The 13,648-nt window shown below is 62.0% G+C and carries 21 protein-coding genes and 1 tRNA gene; 9 read left to right on the top strand and 13 right to left on the bottom strand.

Annotated features, from left to right (window positions below; translation table 11 throughout):
• Positions 1-50: 50 nt before the first annotated feature.
• On the top strand, positions 51-314 hold the full coding sequence (locus A6M56_RS06560; RefSeq protein WP_045218519.1) for a hypothetical protein: 264 nt from the start codon (positions 51-53) through the stop codon (positions 312-314).
• Positions 315-470: 156 nt separating this feature from the next.
• Here the strand turns inward: A6M56_RS06560 and A6M56_RS06555 are convergent, their stop codons facing one another.
• The 8 genes from A6M56_RS06555 to A6M56_RS06530 form a co-directional block, all read right to left on the bottom strand.
• The gene (locus A6M56_RS06555; protein ID WP_257983857.1) at positions 471-818 is read right to left on the bottom strand and encodes a LuxR C-terminal-related transcriptional regulator; all 348 of its coding nucleotides are present in this window, start codon (positions 816-818) and stop codon (positions 471-473) included.
• Positions 819-1,021: 203 nt separating this feature from the next.
• Positions 1,022-1,432 (bottom strand): alpha/beta hydrolase family protein, encoded by a 411-nt coding sequence (locus A6M56_RS24275; protein ID WP_411740926.1) that lies wholly within the window; start codon positions 1,430-1,432, stop codon positions 1,022-1,024.
• Positions 1,433-1,949: 517 nt separating this feature from the next.
• Positions 1,950-2,486, bottom strand: coding sequence for a GNAT family N-acetyltransferase (locus A6M56_RS06550; RefSeq protein ID WP_102079289.1), 537 nt, complete (start codon positions 2,484-2,486; stop codon positions 1,950-1,952).
• Between the two features lie 86 nt (positions 2,487-2,572).
• A complete protein-coding gene (locus A6M56_RS06545) occupies positions 2,573-3,079 on the bottom strand; it encodes a GNAT family N-acetyltransferase (RefSeq protein WP_102079290.1) in 507 nt (168 codons plus the stop codon).
• Positions 3,080-3,290: 211 nt separating this feature from the next.
• A complete protein-coding gene (locus A6M56_RS24270; RefSeq protein ID WP_373271719.1) occupies positions 3,291-3,617 on the bottom strand; it encodes a zinc-ribbon domain-containing protein in 327 nt (108 codons plus the stop codon).
• A gap of 45 nt (positions 3,618-3,662) precedes the next feature.
• Positions 3,663-4,007, bottom strand: coding sequence for a hypothetical protein (locus tag A6M56_RS06540; RefSeq protein WP_145997146.1), 345 nt, complete (start codon positions 4,005-4,007; stop codon positions 3,663-3,665).
• Complete coding sequence (locus A6M56_RS06535) at positions 3,994-4,329, bottom strand: hypothetical protein (protein ID WP_102079292.1); 336 nt, start codon at positions 4,327-4,329, stop codon at positions 3,994-3,996. The genes A6M56_RS06540 and A6M56_RS06535 overlap by 14 nt, the downstream gene beginning before the upstream one ends.
• A 112-nt stretch (positions 4,330-4,441) precedes the next feature.
• The gene (locus tag A6M56_RS06530) at positions 4,442-4,822 is read right to left on the bottom strand and encodes a PHA-granule associated protein 4 (protein WP_102079465.1); all 381 of its coding nucleotides are present in this window, start codon (positions 4,820-4,822) and stop codon (positions 4,442-4,444) included.
• Positions 4,823-5,026: 204 nt separating this feature from the next.
• Here A6M56_RS06530 and A6M56_RS06525 point away from each other — a divergent pair, with 204 nt between their 5' ends.
• From A6M56_RS06525 to A6M56_RS06510, 4 genes are all read left to right on the top strand, one after another.
• Complete coding sequence (locus A6M56_RS06525) at positions 5,027-5,347, top strand: hypothetical protein (protein WP_145997147.1); 321 nt, start codon at positions 5,027-5,029, stop codon at positions 5,345-5,347.
• Positions 5,348-5,372: 25 nt separating this feature from the next.
• Complete coding sequence (locus A6M56_RS06520) at positions 5,373-5,660, top strand: hypothetical protein (RefSeq protein WP_102079293.1); 288 nt, start codon at positions 5,373-5,375, stop codon at positions 5,658-5,660.
• 114 nt (positions 5,661-5,774) lie between these two features.
• On the top strand, positions 5,775-5,987 hold the full coding sequence (locus A6M56_RS06515) for a hypothetical protein (RefSeq protein WP_145997148.1): 213 nt from the start codon (positions 5,775-5,777) through the stop codon (positions 5,985-5,987).
• A gap of 11 nt (positions 5,988-5,998) precedes the next feature.
• Positions 5,999-6,646, top strand: a complete 648-nt coding sequence (locus A6M56_RS06510; protein ID WP_180964211.1) for a hypothetical protein — start codon at positions 5,999-6,001, stop codon at positions 6,644-6,646.
• 99 nt (positions 6,647-6,745) lie between these two features.
• Here A6M56_RS06510 and A6M56_RS06505 read toward each other — a convergent pair.
• The 3 genes from A6M56_RS06505 to A6M56_RS06495 form a co-directional block, all read right to left on the bottom strand.
• Positions 6,746-6,822: transfer RNA gene (locus A6M56_RS06505), tRNA-OTHER, on the bottom strand.
• A gap of 98 nt (positions 6,823-6,920) precedes the next feature.
• Positions 6,921-7,982 carry an SDR family oxidoreductase gene (locus A6M56_RS06500; RefSeq protein ID WP_102079294.1) on the bottom strand — a complete coding sequence of 354 codons (1,062 nt, stop codon included), beginning with the start codon at positions 7,980-7,982 and terminating at the stop codon, positions 6,921-6,923.
• Between the two features lie 43 nt (positions 7,983-8,025).
• Positions 8,026-9,207 (bottom strand): MFS transporter, encoded by a 1,182-nt coding sequence (locus tag A6M56_RS06495; RefSeq protein WP_102079295.1) that lies wholly within the window; start codon positions 9,205-9,207, stop codon positions 8,026-8,028.
• 132 nt (positions 9,208-9,339) lie between these two features.
• Here A6M56_RS06495 and A6M56_RS06490 point away from each other — a divergent pair, with 132 nt between their 5' ends.
• Positions 9,340-10,245: a LysR family transcriptional regulator gene (locus A6M56_RS06490; protein ID WP_062738148.1), complete on the top strand. Its 906-nt coding sequence runs from the start codon at positions 9,340-9,342 to the stop codon at positions 10,243-10,245.
• Between the two features lie 116 nt (positions 10,246-10,361).
• Complete coding sequence (locus A6M56_RS06485) at positions 10,362-11,315, top strand: chemotaxis protein (RefSeq protein WP_045218507.1); 954 nt, start codon at positions 10,362-10,364, stop codon at positions 11,313-11,315.
• Between the two features lie 3 nt (positions 11,316-11,318).
• Here the strand turns inward: A6M56_RS06485 and A6M56_RS06480 are convergent, their stop codons facing one another.
• Complete coding sequence (locus A6M56_RS06480; protein ID WP_062738149.1) at positions 11,319-11,834, bottom strand: hypothetical protein; 516 nt, start codon at positions 11,832-11,834, stop codon at positions 11,319-11,321.
• 82 nt (positions 11,835-11,916) lie between these two features.
• Entirely contained in the window at positions 11,917-12,561 is a 645-nt protein-coding gene (locus A6M56_RS06475) for a TetR/AcrR family transcriptional regulator (protein WP_045220270.1), read from the bottom strand.
• A gap of 139 nt (positions 12,562-12,700) precedes the next feature.
• Here A6M56_RS06475 and A6M56_RS06470 point away from each other — a divergent pair, with 139 nt between their 5' ends.
• Both A6M56_RS06470 and A6M56_RS06465 read left to right on the top strand, forming a co-directional pair.
• A complete protein-coding gene (locus A6M56_RS06470) occupies positions 12,701-13,147 on the top strand; it encodes a YybH family protein (RefSeq protein ID WP_045218504.1) in 447 nt (148 codons plus the stop codon).
• Between the two features lie 66 nt (positions 13,148-13,213).
• A complete protein-coding gene (locus tag A6M56_RS06465) occupies positions 13,214-13,645 on the top strand; it encodes a VOC family protein (RefSeq protein WP_286757921.1) in 432 nt (143 codons plus the stop codon).
• Positions 13,646-13,648 lie beyond the last annotated feature (3 nt).

Raw genomic sequence — 13,648 nt, 5'->3', positions numbered from 1 at the left:
CGGCGTCCCTTCCGGTGACGCCAGGCCGCTGCTGGAGACAGGAGCGAACAATGGCCACGTCCTCTGACAAAGCCCTCGAGGCGCTGTGCAGGCAGATCGAACAGCATTACAAGAGCGGCGCGCATATCGTCACGGGCGCCGACGCTGAAGCCATCCGGAGCGGTTATTACCGATACTGGGTCGGATGCGGTAAGCCGGAGACGAAGCTGCATTCGAGAATCGCGAGGTCCGTGTATGCGCAGGACGGCGTTCATCTGGCACTGCTGCGTCCCGCGCTAGCGGAGCTGAGGGGGATAGCGCAGCACGTTCGGTGAGCGGTGCGGTGCCTATTCTGCGAACGGCAGTTCGCTTGCTGCCGTCCTGCTGGGATAGGGGCACCACGAGCGGCGGGTCAGCGAGGGGCGGGCCCCCGCGTTCCGCCTGCGTCCGGCGCCGCCCCGCAACACCACTGCGGCTCGCCGGCTGGCGCCCTACGCCGGAGGGTCAGCAGGGCCGATCGCGGCATTCGCCAACGCAAAGCTCACGGCTTGAGCGGTGGTGGCGACGCCCAAACGGTGGCGCGCCTTTCGCAGATGGTTCTCTACGGTTCGTTCGGACAGCCCCAAAGCAGCCGCAATTTCGGCTTGACGCCGACCCGCGGCAATCCACTGGAGGATTTCACGCTCGCGACGTGAAAGGCCCGGAGAAAGGAGCGGAGTCGGGTGGCCGTCTATGCGTTTTCGAGCAGCGCGGAAAGCGGCCGCGCCGACCTGGCTCAGGAGGATGCGCGCTTCGGGGCTGCTATCAATGTGCTTGCTTCCCAATTCGATGCAAGCCACATCAGGTTTTCCCTCAGACCGTGTGTCAACTGCACTGGCATTGTTCCGTCTCACAAGTACAGGCAATGTAGAACGTGGCCATCTGCTATCCAAACGATGTTATGGATGGCTGCTGCGGGAAGGCGAAGAATAGGTCGTAGCTCATCTGCTTTGTATCGCGTGGGAATGGTAGCGGTCTGGCAATTACCAAGCACCTTGCGGGCTCAAGCGGGGGTTCGCTGCTGCGCCAAATGCTGGGCAAAGAACGTCGATATGCGGGCATCCCGGACCATTGTCGCCTCAGCGGACAACACGTGACCCTCTCCGGGGAATATCAGTTGTTCGGCAGCGCGTCCGTCGGTGGCGTAGCGGTTCGCAAGACGTTTCGCCATGGCGGATGACCACGTCGCGTCGTTTTCACCAGCGCTTATTAGTAGGGGGCCTGCGTATCGTTGAATCTCAATAGGCTGGGATGGAAGCAAGGTGTCCGATGCGCCCCTCCAAGTCCAGGCGCGCCGCGAAGGGTCCCATGCTCGCCAGCCGGGGTCGCCTGGGTCTCTCCACTCTTTAGCGTCGAACGCTCCACAAACCACATCGGGCGGGGCGTGTACTGCAACAGCGTCGGGCTCATGCATCGAGTCATCTACAGTCATGAGTACCGCCAGTAGCAAGGCGTGTTCGGCTCCACGAGAAACGCCATAGACTCCGACCTTACCGGTCGACCTGGGTAGGCGTCGCAAGGCGTCCACTGCTGCGGCGGTTTTGTCGATGGGCACATTTTCGATGGCGCCCGCATTCCAGAGGTTGCCGCCTACGCTGTATCCCAGTGGCAACGCCGCAATACCCCTTGCCGCAAAGCTCGCTGCTTGTAAGTGGGCGAAGCCGGACCACGCCCCTTCTGAACCATGGAGCACTAGCACATGAGGAACATGCTTGTCCCCCGTGGGTTCATAAAGACGACCAAGGCCTGGTAGGTCTACCATCAGGAAAGGCTGAGCTATTGCGGAGGCACTAGCGCTGATGAGCGATTGCAAGAGGTCTCCCCATCTGTCTAACTACATAAATCGCGGCATATATCTAGTTGAACTGCCGACTGCTTCCGCCGACAGCGGTCAACGTACAGCACGCGCGGCGGCGGCCGCCCATCGACAACTATTCGGTCGCCAGTTTGGAATAGATGGCGAAGTCGGACGGAGTTCCACGAACCATGCGGAACGAGCGGAGCAAGCCTTCGTATTGGAAGCCGCATCGCTGAAGTACCGTCGCGGACCTGTTGTTCGTTTGTAGGACCGAGGCCTGTACACGCACGAAACCGTATGTTGAAAAGGACCACGCCGTCACCGCAGAACAAAGAGTTGTTGCGATACCCCTTCCCCAGTATTCCGGCGACAGGTCGTAGGCGATTTCCGCCGTACGATTCCTAGAAGAAACCGTGTGGAAGCCGATTGTCCCAACCAAGCGCAGCGTTCTGCTTTCTACAATCGCTAGCCGTCGCGCAGAGTCGGGAGAGTCGGAACTGAATTCTTCAAATAGGGGGAGAAGGTCGTCCCGTGTCCTCAAGTTCCAACTGGTGTGCTGGAAGACCTCAGGCAATCGTAGATAGTCATACCACTGGTCAATATCGGATTCTACGAGAGCGCGAAGAGTGACGTCTGGATGTCCGGCTTGTGGCGACACATCGATTCTCATTCTGTCCCCTGCTTGGCAACCGACTGCGTTACTCCATCCTAGTGGAGGAGCGGCTCCTTCTCGCCGAAGACGGACGTTGGTGCTCTCTAGCGAGTAAAGCGAGCCATCAAGACATCATCTATATATGACCCATCAGGCAGTCGTATACGCCTCTCGAATCGCCCCTCTTCAACGAACCCAAAGCGCCTGTACAGCGCAAGGGCGCGAGCGTTCGTAGCACGTACGCGGAGCTCAATTTTTTCGACGCGGGGATTGTTTTCCGCCCATCTCATCAACTCGACCATGAGAGCAGTGCCAACCCCATGCTGCAGATAACCGGGATGGACGACTATGGTGAGACTAAAGACGTGAGCCTGCGCAATGAGCGCCATCGGCTCCAGCAGTGCGTGTCCAATGAGAACTCCCTCGCTCTCGGCAACAAGGTACACCCCTTCTTGCTTTAGGAATTCGATTTTTTGCTCGAATGCGTCAACCTGCAGTTCGTGGGGCTGTGACACAAGCAGGCCAGGGGTCAGGGCGGTGGCTTGCTCTGCTGCACACAATGCCGCAGCATCGCCTTTGCCTGCTCTTCGAATCGTGGCACGTGTTGTCATAGCAACCTATGGCTCATTGTCTCTACGCTCAGTTGGGACGTGCGGCATACACACTCCCGTCTGGATGTACCGATTTTGCCAGCCCCAATATGCTCAACCAGCAGGGCGACAACATCGCGTAGCGCTGAAAGGTACCATCCGCGAAAAGTCGAACTCAGCCGTGCACAGTTGAGGCCAGGGACGCCAGTGCAGCGCGCGCCGTGGTGACGAGTCAAGGAGATGATTTCGACGCTTGCAGAAATGAGCGCCACTTTCTCCATGCAATTACTCGGCCCGCAATGCCCCCCACGACTATGCTCGCCAAATATACGAGACGTTCGTCTACAGACCATTCAGACAGGAACGTATTGAGCAAGATGAATGCGAAGCCAAAACAGACCAGGATGCCCACAATGCTGTAGATTTTGGAGTCAATCAGCCTGGCCCCTTTGATGTAGGAGGCAGAGTGCCCTTTGGCCTCGTAAATTAAGGTTGTTCCGCATTGGATGCAGCTCACACTGGTTGCGGAATTTTGGGTGTTGCATGTCGGGCAAAACATACGGGTCCTGTGTAATCCTGATTGAACGAAGCACTCCGGTCGACGTCATCGCGTAATCAATGCGCGCACGGTCAGTACGAGTGTGAGCACAGCTACGACAACAGACCAATATTCGACAGGCAAGAAGAACAGCCGATGCTTGCGTGGCCCGGGCTCGTTCTTATTCATGGAATAGCCAAAAACGCCAACCGCCAGAGCAGTCAACAGGCCACCAATCACCTTTGGCCAGAGATGCGATGAGTAGAAGCCCTGTCCAAGAGCCCCATCGACGACAAGCTGCATGGCCACAAGAACGACAATTGGGACCAAGAGAATCAGAATGCCAAGCCGGTGCCAGATGATGAGCATGTCGAAATCACGTACTGGAAGTTGATGTTCAAGCTTGGCCAATCGCGCGATGTGCGCGGACCTCAATGCAGATTCTGATGTACCCAATCAGGAAACCTAGTGGGCCGCATACGAGTGAGCCGAAAACCCATAGGCTCCCGTTCTTCTTGAGACGGAAAGCGATATGGTCCAGCAGGAAGAGGTAGTAGCAGAGAGCCGCGCCTCCGAAGAGAAGCACGAGTCCAAACGGACCAATCTGCTCAGAGCTGTCTGAGGACAACATCACCTTCCCAGCCACCAGCGCCAGACAGAGAACTCCCGTCCAGAAACTGATGTTCAGCCGCTTAAAGTTGCCGGCCAGGTCAGTGTCGAAGAGGAAGTACATCGGATTGGGCTGTGTGTGTAATGAACGCCACACTGCCACAAGCGGATGTGCCTCGGCAACCAACGGTAAGAGGGGTGTTGCCGGTGAGATGAAAGGCGGTCAACGCACTGAGCTACTCGGACCAGACAGCATCGATTTCACGCAGCAGGTGGCCACCCAAAATGTAGTCGCCCAGCTTTGTGGCCTTGACCTCGAGCTGTTCCAGTTGGCCAGCGGGCAATAGGTCTAGGTCGAACTGGCAGTAGAGATTGCGTTGCCGGAACGATGGCTTCGCGCGCGCAAGACCGGCAACGAGCGCGGCAGGCGATTTGACCGCGATGCTCTCGTGGCCTCGGAACTCTACGCGAACGCCAACTGCTCGGCCGAGCCGGCCTAACTCAACTGCGTCTTGCCAGCCCGATTCGTAGTCGAGTTCGACGGCTGCGACACTGCCCGAACCCACCAACCGTAGCGCCTCTTCCTTGCTACCGGCACGAACGACCGTTGTCGCCATCTGGCGGATGCGCGGAGCTCGCGAGGGCAGGCGTACCACCTGTGTCGTTTGCATCATGGTCTGAGAGAGAGTTGGAGTCGCTTTGCGAGATGTCATCAGCACTCACCTGTGCTTGCTGGAGGCGCATCCTTCACATCAAAGCATCTCTCGTTGACGAGATGTTTTCGGCTGCGGATACTGTACAAATATACAGTATTTCGCGCTATGGTAGCACGTGACTTTTCCGCCCCTGCAACTCACCGCAAGAAGCTCTCTTCGGCAGCGCTCCGTGCCATATGGCAGAGCAACCCCACGCCAGAAGTGCGCGAATTGCTATGGGAAATCCATAGGCTGCAGGACATCGCGCGGCAGGCATACGGCGTTCTTACGTTGGCCCGCATGTGGGGTATCGATAAGCCGTTCTTGGCGAGATTGAACGAACTGGATGCGGCGTTGTTTGCCGAGCCATGTTTGTGGGAGCGACCATTGAGTTGGTCGACGGAAGAAGAACAGGCGTTGAAGCGCTTGTCGCGTGGCCGGCGGTAATGTTGCGGCTTCGGGGGATTCCACAATGTCATTCCCACTACGCCGCCGCTTCCCGTCGCTCACGCGAAAGCGCCTGCACGAGATTCAGCAGCAGTACGGTCACGACCCGGTCGTGCGGCGCCTGCTATGGGAAATCAGATGCTTGCAGATTGTCATCATGCGCGCACGACAACTTGAGCAGTCGCTGCCGCCGGGTGAAAGCACAACGGATACCGGTCTCATCCTTGGCGCCCTTCGAGGCGAATTGGCGGCTGAGTCCTGGTTGCAGGAGTGGGAGTTCGAGGCAGACACCTTCGGAAAGATGCCGCCTTGAATGAAGACGAGCGTACGCCCAGCGTGCAAGGTCGCAACAGCGCTCCCAGTAAACGCGAGGCTAGCGTCTTCAATCCGACGTCTGCAGCTTCTCCCATGCCGTCATGAGTTCGACTTGTTTTTGCAACCAGGCCTTTGGCATTGCTTGCGTACCCCACATGTCAATGCGGCCGGCATACTCACCCATCAGCCAGAAGTGGCGCACGATGACGAACAGCGCAACGGCAGAGAAGTCCGCATCGCCAATCTCTACATGAAGGTCTGCGCGAACTGGTTGCTCGAGTGGACCATGGCAAGAGCGCTGCGTTTGCGCGGCGAATCGGACTGAGCAAGGGTACGGTGCACCATTGGCTGAAAGAGGGCGGCATTCCTGCTTTGCCTGCCCATCTTCGTATTGCTTCGCAGACCGGACTATCGCTTGCCCAGTTGTTGGCTGGTGACTTGGCAAACTGGTCGCCCACAACTGAAGTTCACCAGTTGACCTTCCTGTTTCCACGCCCAGGGGAGCGGGCAGCCCGAAGAGAACTGGACTGGGAGCAGATACGTGCAGAACTGACGGCCATGGGGAAGTTGCTGGTTCCCGTGAGCGTGGCTGAGGCAGCGCGATGCCTTGATGTCGACGTGCGCCTGCTCTATCAGAGCGCGAACAAGGAGGCCCGCATCCTGGCCGAGCGCTGGCGGCAATATATGCGGCGCCGCGGAGAGCAGAGTGTTGCGAATGCACGGGAGGCAATCGAGGTTGCCTGCCACGACATTGCCAGTCAGGGCAAAGCAATCAATCTCCGAGAGGTGAAAGAGAGGGTTCCCCCGGAAGTCATCGGGAAAGTGCGCAACGTTATTAGCCTCGTTCAGGGCGCAAGGGTGCGCAACGAGGCGGGCCGACCATCTCGAACCAAAGAAAAAGCCGACCAAGTGGTCGGCTTTTTTGCGCCTGCTGTTCCTGCTCGAGCGGGAAAAACCGCTCAGGCTAACACCGTTTTTCGATAAAACATAATGTAGCCCAACGGGTAAACAACCATAACCTGTCCAGATGGCCACTTTATGCTTAACGGCACAAGTTTTGTTGTTCCTCAATAAATCTTCAGATGGTGGGGCGTACAGGATTTGAACCTGCCTGCCTGCGCCGGTAAACCGCCGCCGCTCGACCCATGAGCTACCGCCCCGTGTTCACTATATCGGCCTTGTGCGGGCAGACCCGAGTCGGGACATTTCCCTAGCCGGATCGATCCATGCAGCGCGCGAGCGCAGGCATCCGGACGCACTAGCCCGGAATGATCCTGCGCCGGCGCAGGTCGTCGAAGATGCGCATGAACATCGCCTCGGTCTCCACATATTCGTGAAAGCCGAAGCGGCGCGCCTTGGTGCCGTCGCCGAACATGTCGTAGTCCCACGAGAAGACGAAGTCGGCAAAGCGCCACGAAGACACATCGCTGTAGGGCGTGTCGGCCAGACCATGCCTGGCGATCATGCATTGCCAGAGCGGTTCCTTGTCGGCCATGACGGTGTCTAGCGACAGCGGCAGCGGCGGGGCGACTTCCAGGTCGAAGTAGTGCGCGATCTTGGGCCACATCTCGCTCCAGCGGAACAGGTCGCCGTTGTTGATGTTGAAGGCCTGGTTGGCGCAGCGCGGGTTGGTGGCGGCCCACACGGTGGCGCGGGCCAGCAGGCCTGCGTCGGTCATCTCCAGCAGGTGATCGTACGCACCGGGTTTGCCGGGAAAGCGCAGCGGCAGGCCCAGTTCTTTGGAGATCGACGCATACACGGCAATGGTCACGGCCAGGTTCATCGGGTTGCCCAGCGCAAAGCCGCCCACCACCGCCGGGCGGATGGCCGACCACGTCCACGCCTTGCCCTGCTGGCGCGCTTGCAGGAACGTCTGCTGGTCGAACATGAACTCGGGCGGCATGAAATGCGCGTCGGTTTCGCGGGCCGGCGTCTTGAACGGGCCGAGGTGTCCGCCGTAGACCTTGTAGCCCTGCATCAGGCTCACGTGCGCAAGGTTGGGCGACGCGTCTTCGATGGCGTCGACCACGTTGGTCAGCATGGCCAGGTTGGGCGGCACGAGTTCGGCCCACGTAGGCCGGTCCTGGTAGGCGGCGTAGAAGATGTGGGTGACGTTGCTCAATGTGTGCAGCCTGGCACGCGTGTCTGCGGCATCGAGCAGGTCGACGGCAATGTGGCGGATGCGCCCGTTCGACTCGCCGCCGCGCCGCGACAGGCCCACGATGTGCCAGTCGCCGAGCGTGGCAAGGTGGTCGATCAGGTTGCGGCCGATCACGCCCTGTGCGCCCACGACGAGCGCGACTTTGTTCTGTGCAGTCATGGTGATATTGCGTATGGGTTGAAACGAAGGGGGAGACGTCGGATCAGGCGCCCTGCGGACACTGCGCGGTCGTTTCTCCAGAGCCATGCAGGCGCAGCCCGATGAGGATGAGCGCGAGCGCACTCACAGGAGCGAGGGCGGCCACCCACGGCAGCGCCGTCAGCCCGGGGCCATGCGAGATGACCACGCCGCCCGCCCACGCGCCTAGCGCATTGCCGAGGTTGAACGCGGCAATGTTGAAGCTCGACGCGATGCTCTGGCCCGCACCGTGCGCTTTCTCCAGCACCCACATCTGCAGCGGCGGCACGGTCGAGAACGCCACCGCGCCCAGCAGTGCCACGAACACCACGACCCACACCTTGTCGTGCACGGCAAACGTCATCAGGGCAAGCGTCACGGCCAGCGCCACCAGCGTGCCGATGAGCGTGCCGCGCAGGTGGCGGTCGGCGAGCCGTCCGCCGACGAGGTTGCCGACGATGAGCCCGCCGCCGAACACGAGCATCACCGGTGAGACCGCCGCGCTTGTGTAGCCCGTCACTTCCGTGATGAGCGGCGCGATGTACGTGAACACCGCAAGCACGCCCGCATAGCCGAGCACGGTTGTGAGGAGGCCAAGCAGCACGGGGCCGCGCATCAGCACGCGTATGTCCTGACGCCAGTCTCCCGCGTCGGCCGGCGCAGCTTCGTGCGGCACGAAGCGGGCGATGACGCCCAGCGCGACCACGCCGATGACCACAATCGCCCAGAACGTAGCGCGCCAGCCGTACGCCTGGCCAAGCCACGTGCCGAGCGGCACACCGAGGATGGAGGCGACCGTCAGCCCCGTGAACATGATGGCGATGGCCGAGGCGCGGCGGTTGGGCGGCACGAGGCCCGTGGCCACCACCGACCCGACGCCGAAGAAGGTGCCGTGCGCAAAGGCCGTCAACACGCGTGCGGCCATCAGCAGGGCGTAGCCGGGCGCCAGCGCGCACGCCGCGTTGCCGATCGTGAAAATGACCATCAGCCCGACCAGCACGGCCTTGCGTGGCCAGCGCGCCGTCAGCGCGGTCAACACCGGCGCGCCGAGCACCACGCCGAACGCGTAGCCGGAAATCAGCAGCCCCGCCTGGGCGACGGTCACGTGCAGGTCTGTGCCGACTTCGAGCAGCAGCCCCATCAAGACGAATTCGGTGACGCCGATGCCGAATGCACCGGCTGTCAGGGCAAGTAAAGCGACGGGCATGATCCGTAATCTCCAAACGCCGAGGGCCACGCGGGAAACGGGCCGCAGTGGCGGAACGGAGGCCAGTATGTCGAAGCGGCAGCCTGTGCGATAGACTGCCTGCAAGAACAACATCTATGAATTCAAATCACAATGGCGCGGCTCGATGTCAATCGCTTCGGCGAGATGGAAGTCTTCGTGCGGGTGGTGGAGCAGGGCGGTTTCTCGGCGGCGGCGCGGGCGTGCCGGATGACGCCGTCGGCGGTGAGCAAGCTGGTCGCGCGGCTGGAAGCCCGGCTGGGCGCGCGACTCGTGAACCGCTCGACGCGGCGCTTTCAGCTCACGCCCGAGGGCGCCGCGTTCTATGAGCGCAGCGTGGCGGTGCTGGCCGATCTCGACGAGGCCGAGCGCGCAGCATCCGCCGGGGCGCAGCCTTCGGGGCGTTTGCGGATCAACGCGAATGTGCCGGTCGGCACGCATTTGCTGCTGCCGATCGTGCCGGCCTTCCTGGCGTGCCATCCACAGGTGTCGCTCGACATTGCCCTGACCGACCGCGTGGTCGACCTGCTGGAAGACCGCACCGACGTGGCGTTGCGCAGCGGCCCGCTGAAGAACTCCCGGCTGGTGGCGCGCAAGCTGGGCCAGACGCGCCTGCTCGTGGTGGCCTCGCCGGCGTACCTCGCGCGTGCCGGTACGCCGCGCACGCCGGCGGATCTCGCCCACCACAATTGCCTGGCGTTCAGCTACGTGCGGGCGGTCAACGGCTGGCCCTTCCTCAAGCGCGGCCGCCGCACCGAAATCATGCCGCAGGGCAATGCACAGATCAGCGACGGCGAGGCGCTGCGCGCGGTGGCCGTGGCGGGCCTGGGCCTTGCGCGGCTGGCGGAGTTCCAGGTGCGCGCCGATCTCGATGCCGGCCGGCTGGTGCCCGTGCTGGAGGACTACAACCCCGGCGAGACGGAGGACATCCACGCCGTCTATGTCGGCCAGGGCGCGCATTTGCCGGCGCGCGTGCGTGCATTCCTCGACTTTCTGGTCACGCACGTGAAGGTTGCCTAGGCGGCGGCCTCCCCACGCTGGAAGGGCAGCGCGGCGGGATTCGCAAATCCCTTCAAGTTGCGCGGCGCCCTGCCGTTTACCGCTCACATATGTGTGCTTGAACGGGGGGAGACGCGATGTCACAGCATTCGCAGCACGAAGTCGATGAACGGACCAATCTGACCAACAACAACCGCTTCGAGCTGTTGCTGTTCCGCCTGGGCGAGTCTGCGCGCTCGAACCAGCGCGAGTTGTTCGGTATCAACGTGTTCAAGGTGCGCGAGATCATGGTCATGCCGCCCGTGACGCACGTGGCGGACGCCGGCGCGCACATCCTCGGCGCCGTGAACGTGCGCGGCCAGATCATCCCGGTCATTGACCTCGCCAGCGTGATCGGCACCCGCAACGGCAACGCCAACATCCTCTTGATTACCGAATACGCGCGCTCCACGCAGGGCTTTGCCGTGGAAGAGGTGGACGAGATCGTGCGCCTGGAATGGAGCCAGATCTTTCCGGCCGAGGCGAGCGTGGGCAGCAGCAACATCACCAGCCTTGCCCGACTGGATGGCAGCGCCGACAACTCGCGCCTCGCGCAGGTCATCGACGTCGAACAGATCCTGGTGGACGTGTTCCCGACCCGCCGTACCGACCTCGCGCCCGACAACGACGAGCGTCCGATCAGGCTTCCGGCGGGTGCGAAGCTGCTCGTGGCCGATGACTCGGGCCTTGCGCGTTCGCTGATCGCCAACGGCCTCGAGGCGATGGGCGCGCCGTATGTGATGACCAAGAGCGGGCAGGAGGCGTGGGACACGCTGCAGAACATCGCGCGCGATGCCGCCCGCGAAGGCAAGACCGTACGCGACAAGATCGCCCTCGTGCTGACCGATCTCGAGATGCCCGAGATGGACGGTTTCACGCTCACGCGCAAGATCAAATCCGAGCCGGCGTTCCAGTCGATCCCGGTGGTGATCCACTCCTCGCTGTCGGGCTCGGCGAATGAAGACCACGTGCGCCGCGTTGGCGCCAACGGCTACGTCGCCAAGTTCGAGGCCAACGAGCTCGCGCAGGCAATTGCTTCGGCGCTGGGCTGACGTCTATTTGCTGCGCGCATCATGGTCGCCGCCAAGCGGGTCGACGATGATCATGGTGCGATCGAGCACGCCGTTGTCGTCAAAGTAGGCGCTGAAGTGCGCCTGCTGATAGCCGTTGGTGAGCATCCGGTATGACCACGCTTCGCGCCTCATGAGCGGGTAATACTGCGTGGGCTCGCGCGGCGTGCCGAAACGCTCGAGCACGTCGCGCTTGGTCCACGTGCCGGGGCGGGCTTCGAAGATTTCCTTCTCCGTCAGCATCTGGCGAAAGCGCGTGAGCCTGCCGCCGGCATCGAAGTCGGCCGCATAGACTTCGTGGCCCATGGGTTGTTTCGAATAGATCCAGCGGTGCGTTCCATCGGCGAGCGCGTAGGTCTCGGTGGGCGTGCCGAAGGTCTCGCGCACGGCACTTTCCGGCTGGCCGATCATCTTCTGCGCCGTCTGCACCGGCGTGAACGCCGCACACGCGCTCAACACCAGCGCAGCCGCGCCAATCCATTTGCCCAATCGCATCTGCATGGTGGTTCTCCAAAGTCGCCTGGCTTGATGGTAAACACGCCAGGCGCAAGCACTATTCCATCGCTCGCCGGGGCCGCAGGCTCTACAGGCCGTTTTCCACCATCTCGACCACGCGCAGTGCGATGGCGCCGGTCTGCTCCGGCGGGCGTCCGCGCAGCGGCCCGTCGATGATGAGCAGCGCCAGGCCGTGCACGGCAGACCACGCGAGGTACTCCGCACCCGGGCGGCGCTCGGCGGGCAACACGCCGGCTGCCGTCATGCGGTCCAGGGCCCTGCCGAGCAACTGGAACGGGTTCAGGCCGCTGTTGCCCGCCTTGTCCGGATCCACGTCGTTTTCCACTTCATCCGGCACGGCAAATGCGGTGCGGAACAGGCCCGTCTCCATTTGCGCAAATCGCAGGTATCCCACGCCGATGGCACGCAGCGACGCGCGCGCCTGCACGTCTTGCGGCCAGTTCGGGTCGATGGTGTCGAGTTCGGCTTCCATCGCGCGGGCCAGAGCCGCCAGCGCCGCGGCCCGCACCGCCTGAAGCAGGTCCATCCGCCCGGCAAAGTGCCGGTACGCCGCATTCGGCACCACGCCGGCGCGGCGCGTGGCTTCGCGCAGCACGATGGCCTCGGGGCCGCCGGCACGCGCGAGTTCGATGCCGGCGTCCAGCAGCGCCCGGCGCAGGTCGCCATGGCGGTACGTCGTGCGTGCGGGCGGTCGGGGTGGCTCCTGGGACATGCAGTCAATCTCCGAAAATTCGATGTGGACACCGTCCATTATGTCTGCTATCGTTTGTGGACAGTGTTCACAAATCAACCCTAGACGCTGTTGTGCACCTTTCCAAGCCTGGAATGCGGCAGAAGTTCAGGAGGCCTACATGACGGATGCCACAAGCCAGGCAGACGATGAAGCGCAACTGCGTGCACTGATCGGCGAGTGGGCGGCCGCCGTGCGCGACAAGGACATCGATGCCGTGATGCGGCATTACGCACCCGATGTGGTCGTGTTTGACGTGATGCCGCCGCTGTTCGTAAAGGGCGCGCAGGCATACCGCCGCAACTGGCAGGGCTGGTTTGATGCGCTGGTGGACAAGGCCGATTTCCAGTTCATCGAGTTGCATCTTGAGGTGGGTGGTGATCTGGCCTATTGCTTTAGCACGAACCGTTTGCGCGCGCGCTATCGCGATGGCACGCAGCACGATGCGCAGACGCGCGCCACGGTGTGCTTTCGCAAGATCGACGGCCGCTGGTGGGTCGTGCACGAGCATGCCTCGGTACCGATGCCCGTGTCCGGCCAGCACGCGACGGATGACGTTCTTCACTGAGATGTAACCGCTGACCGCGCGATGCGATGCGCGGGTTTGCGGTCCCTACTAACCCAAGGAGTTGTGATGCAAGTTCAACCGTATCTGTTCTTCGAAGGCCGTTGTGAAGAAGCGCTCGAGTTCTACAAGAAGACGCTCGATGCCAAGGTCGACATGCTGATGCGTTTCAAGGACGCGCCCCCGGGAGCCGAGGCCAAGGCCGACCAGTGCGGCGGCGTTGCACCGCCTGCCGACAAGGTCATGCACGCGGCCTTCCGCGTTGGCGACACCGTCGTGATGGCGTCGGACGGCATGGCTTCGGGCAAGGCCGATTTCAAGGGCTTCGGCCTTTCGGTGAGCGTGCCCGACACGGCCGCCGCCGAGCGCACGTTCCGGGCGCTCAGCGACGGCGGCCAGGTCACGATGCCGATGGCCGAGACGTTTTTCGCCAACGCATTCGGCATGGCCATCGACCGCTTCGGCGTCACGTGGATGGTGATTGCGCCCAAGCCGATGTAACGT

The sequence above is a fragment of the Ralstonia sp. RL genome (genome assembly GCF_001683835.1).
Classification (GTDB): Bacteria; Pseudomonadota; Gammaproteobacteria; order Burkholderiales; family Burkholderiaceae; genus Ralstonia; species Ralstonia mannitolilytica.
This window is presented reverse-complemented; position numbering and strand designations above follow the sequence as displayed.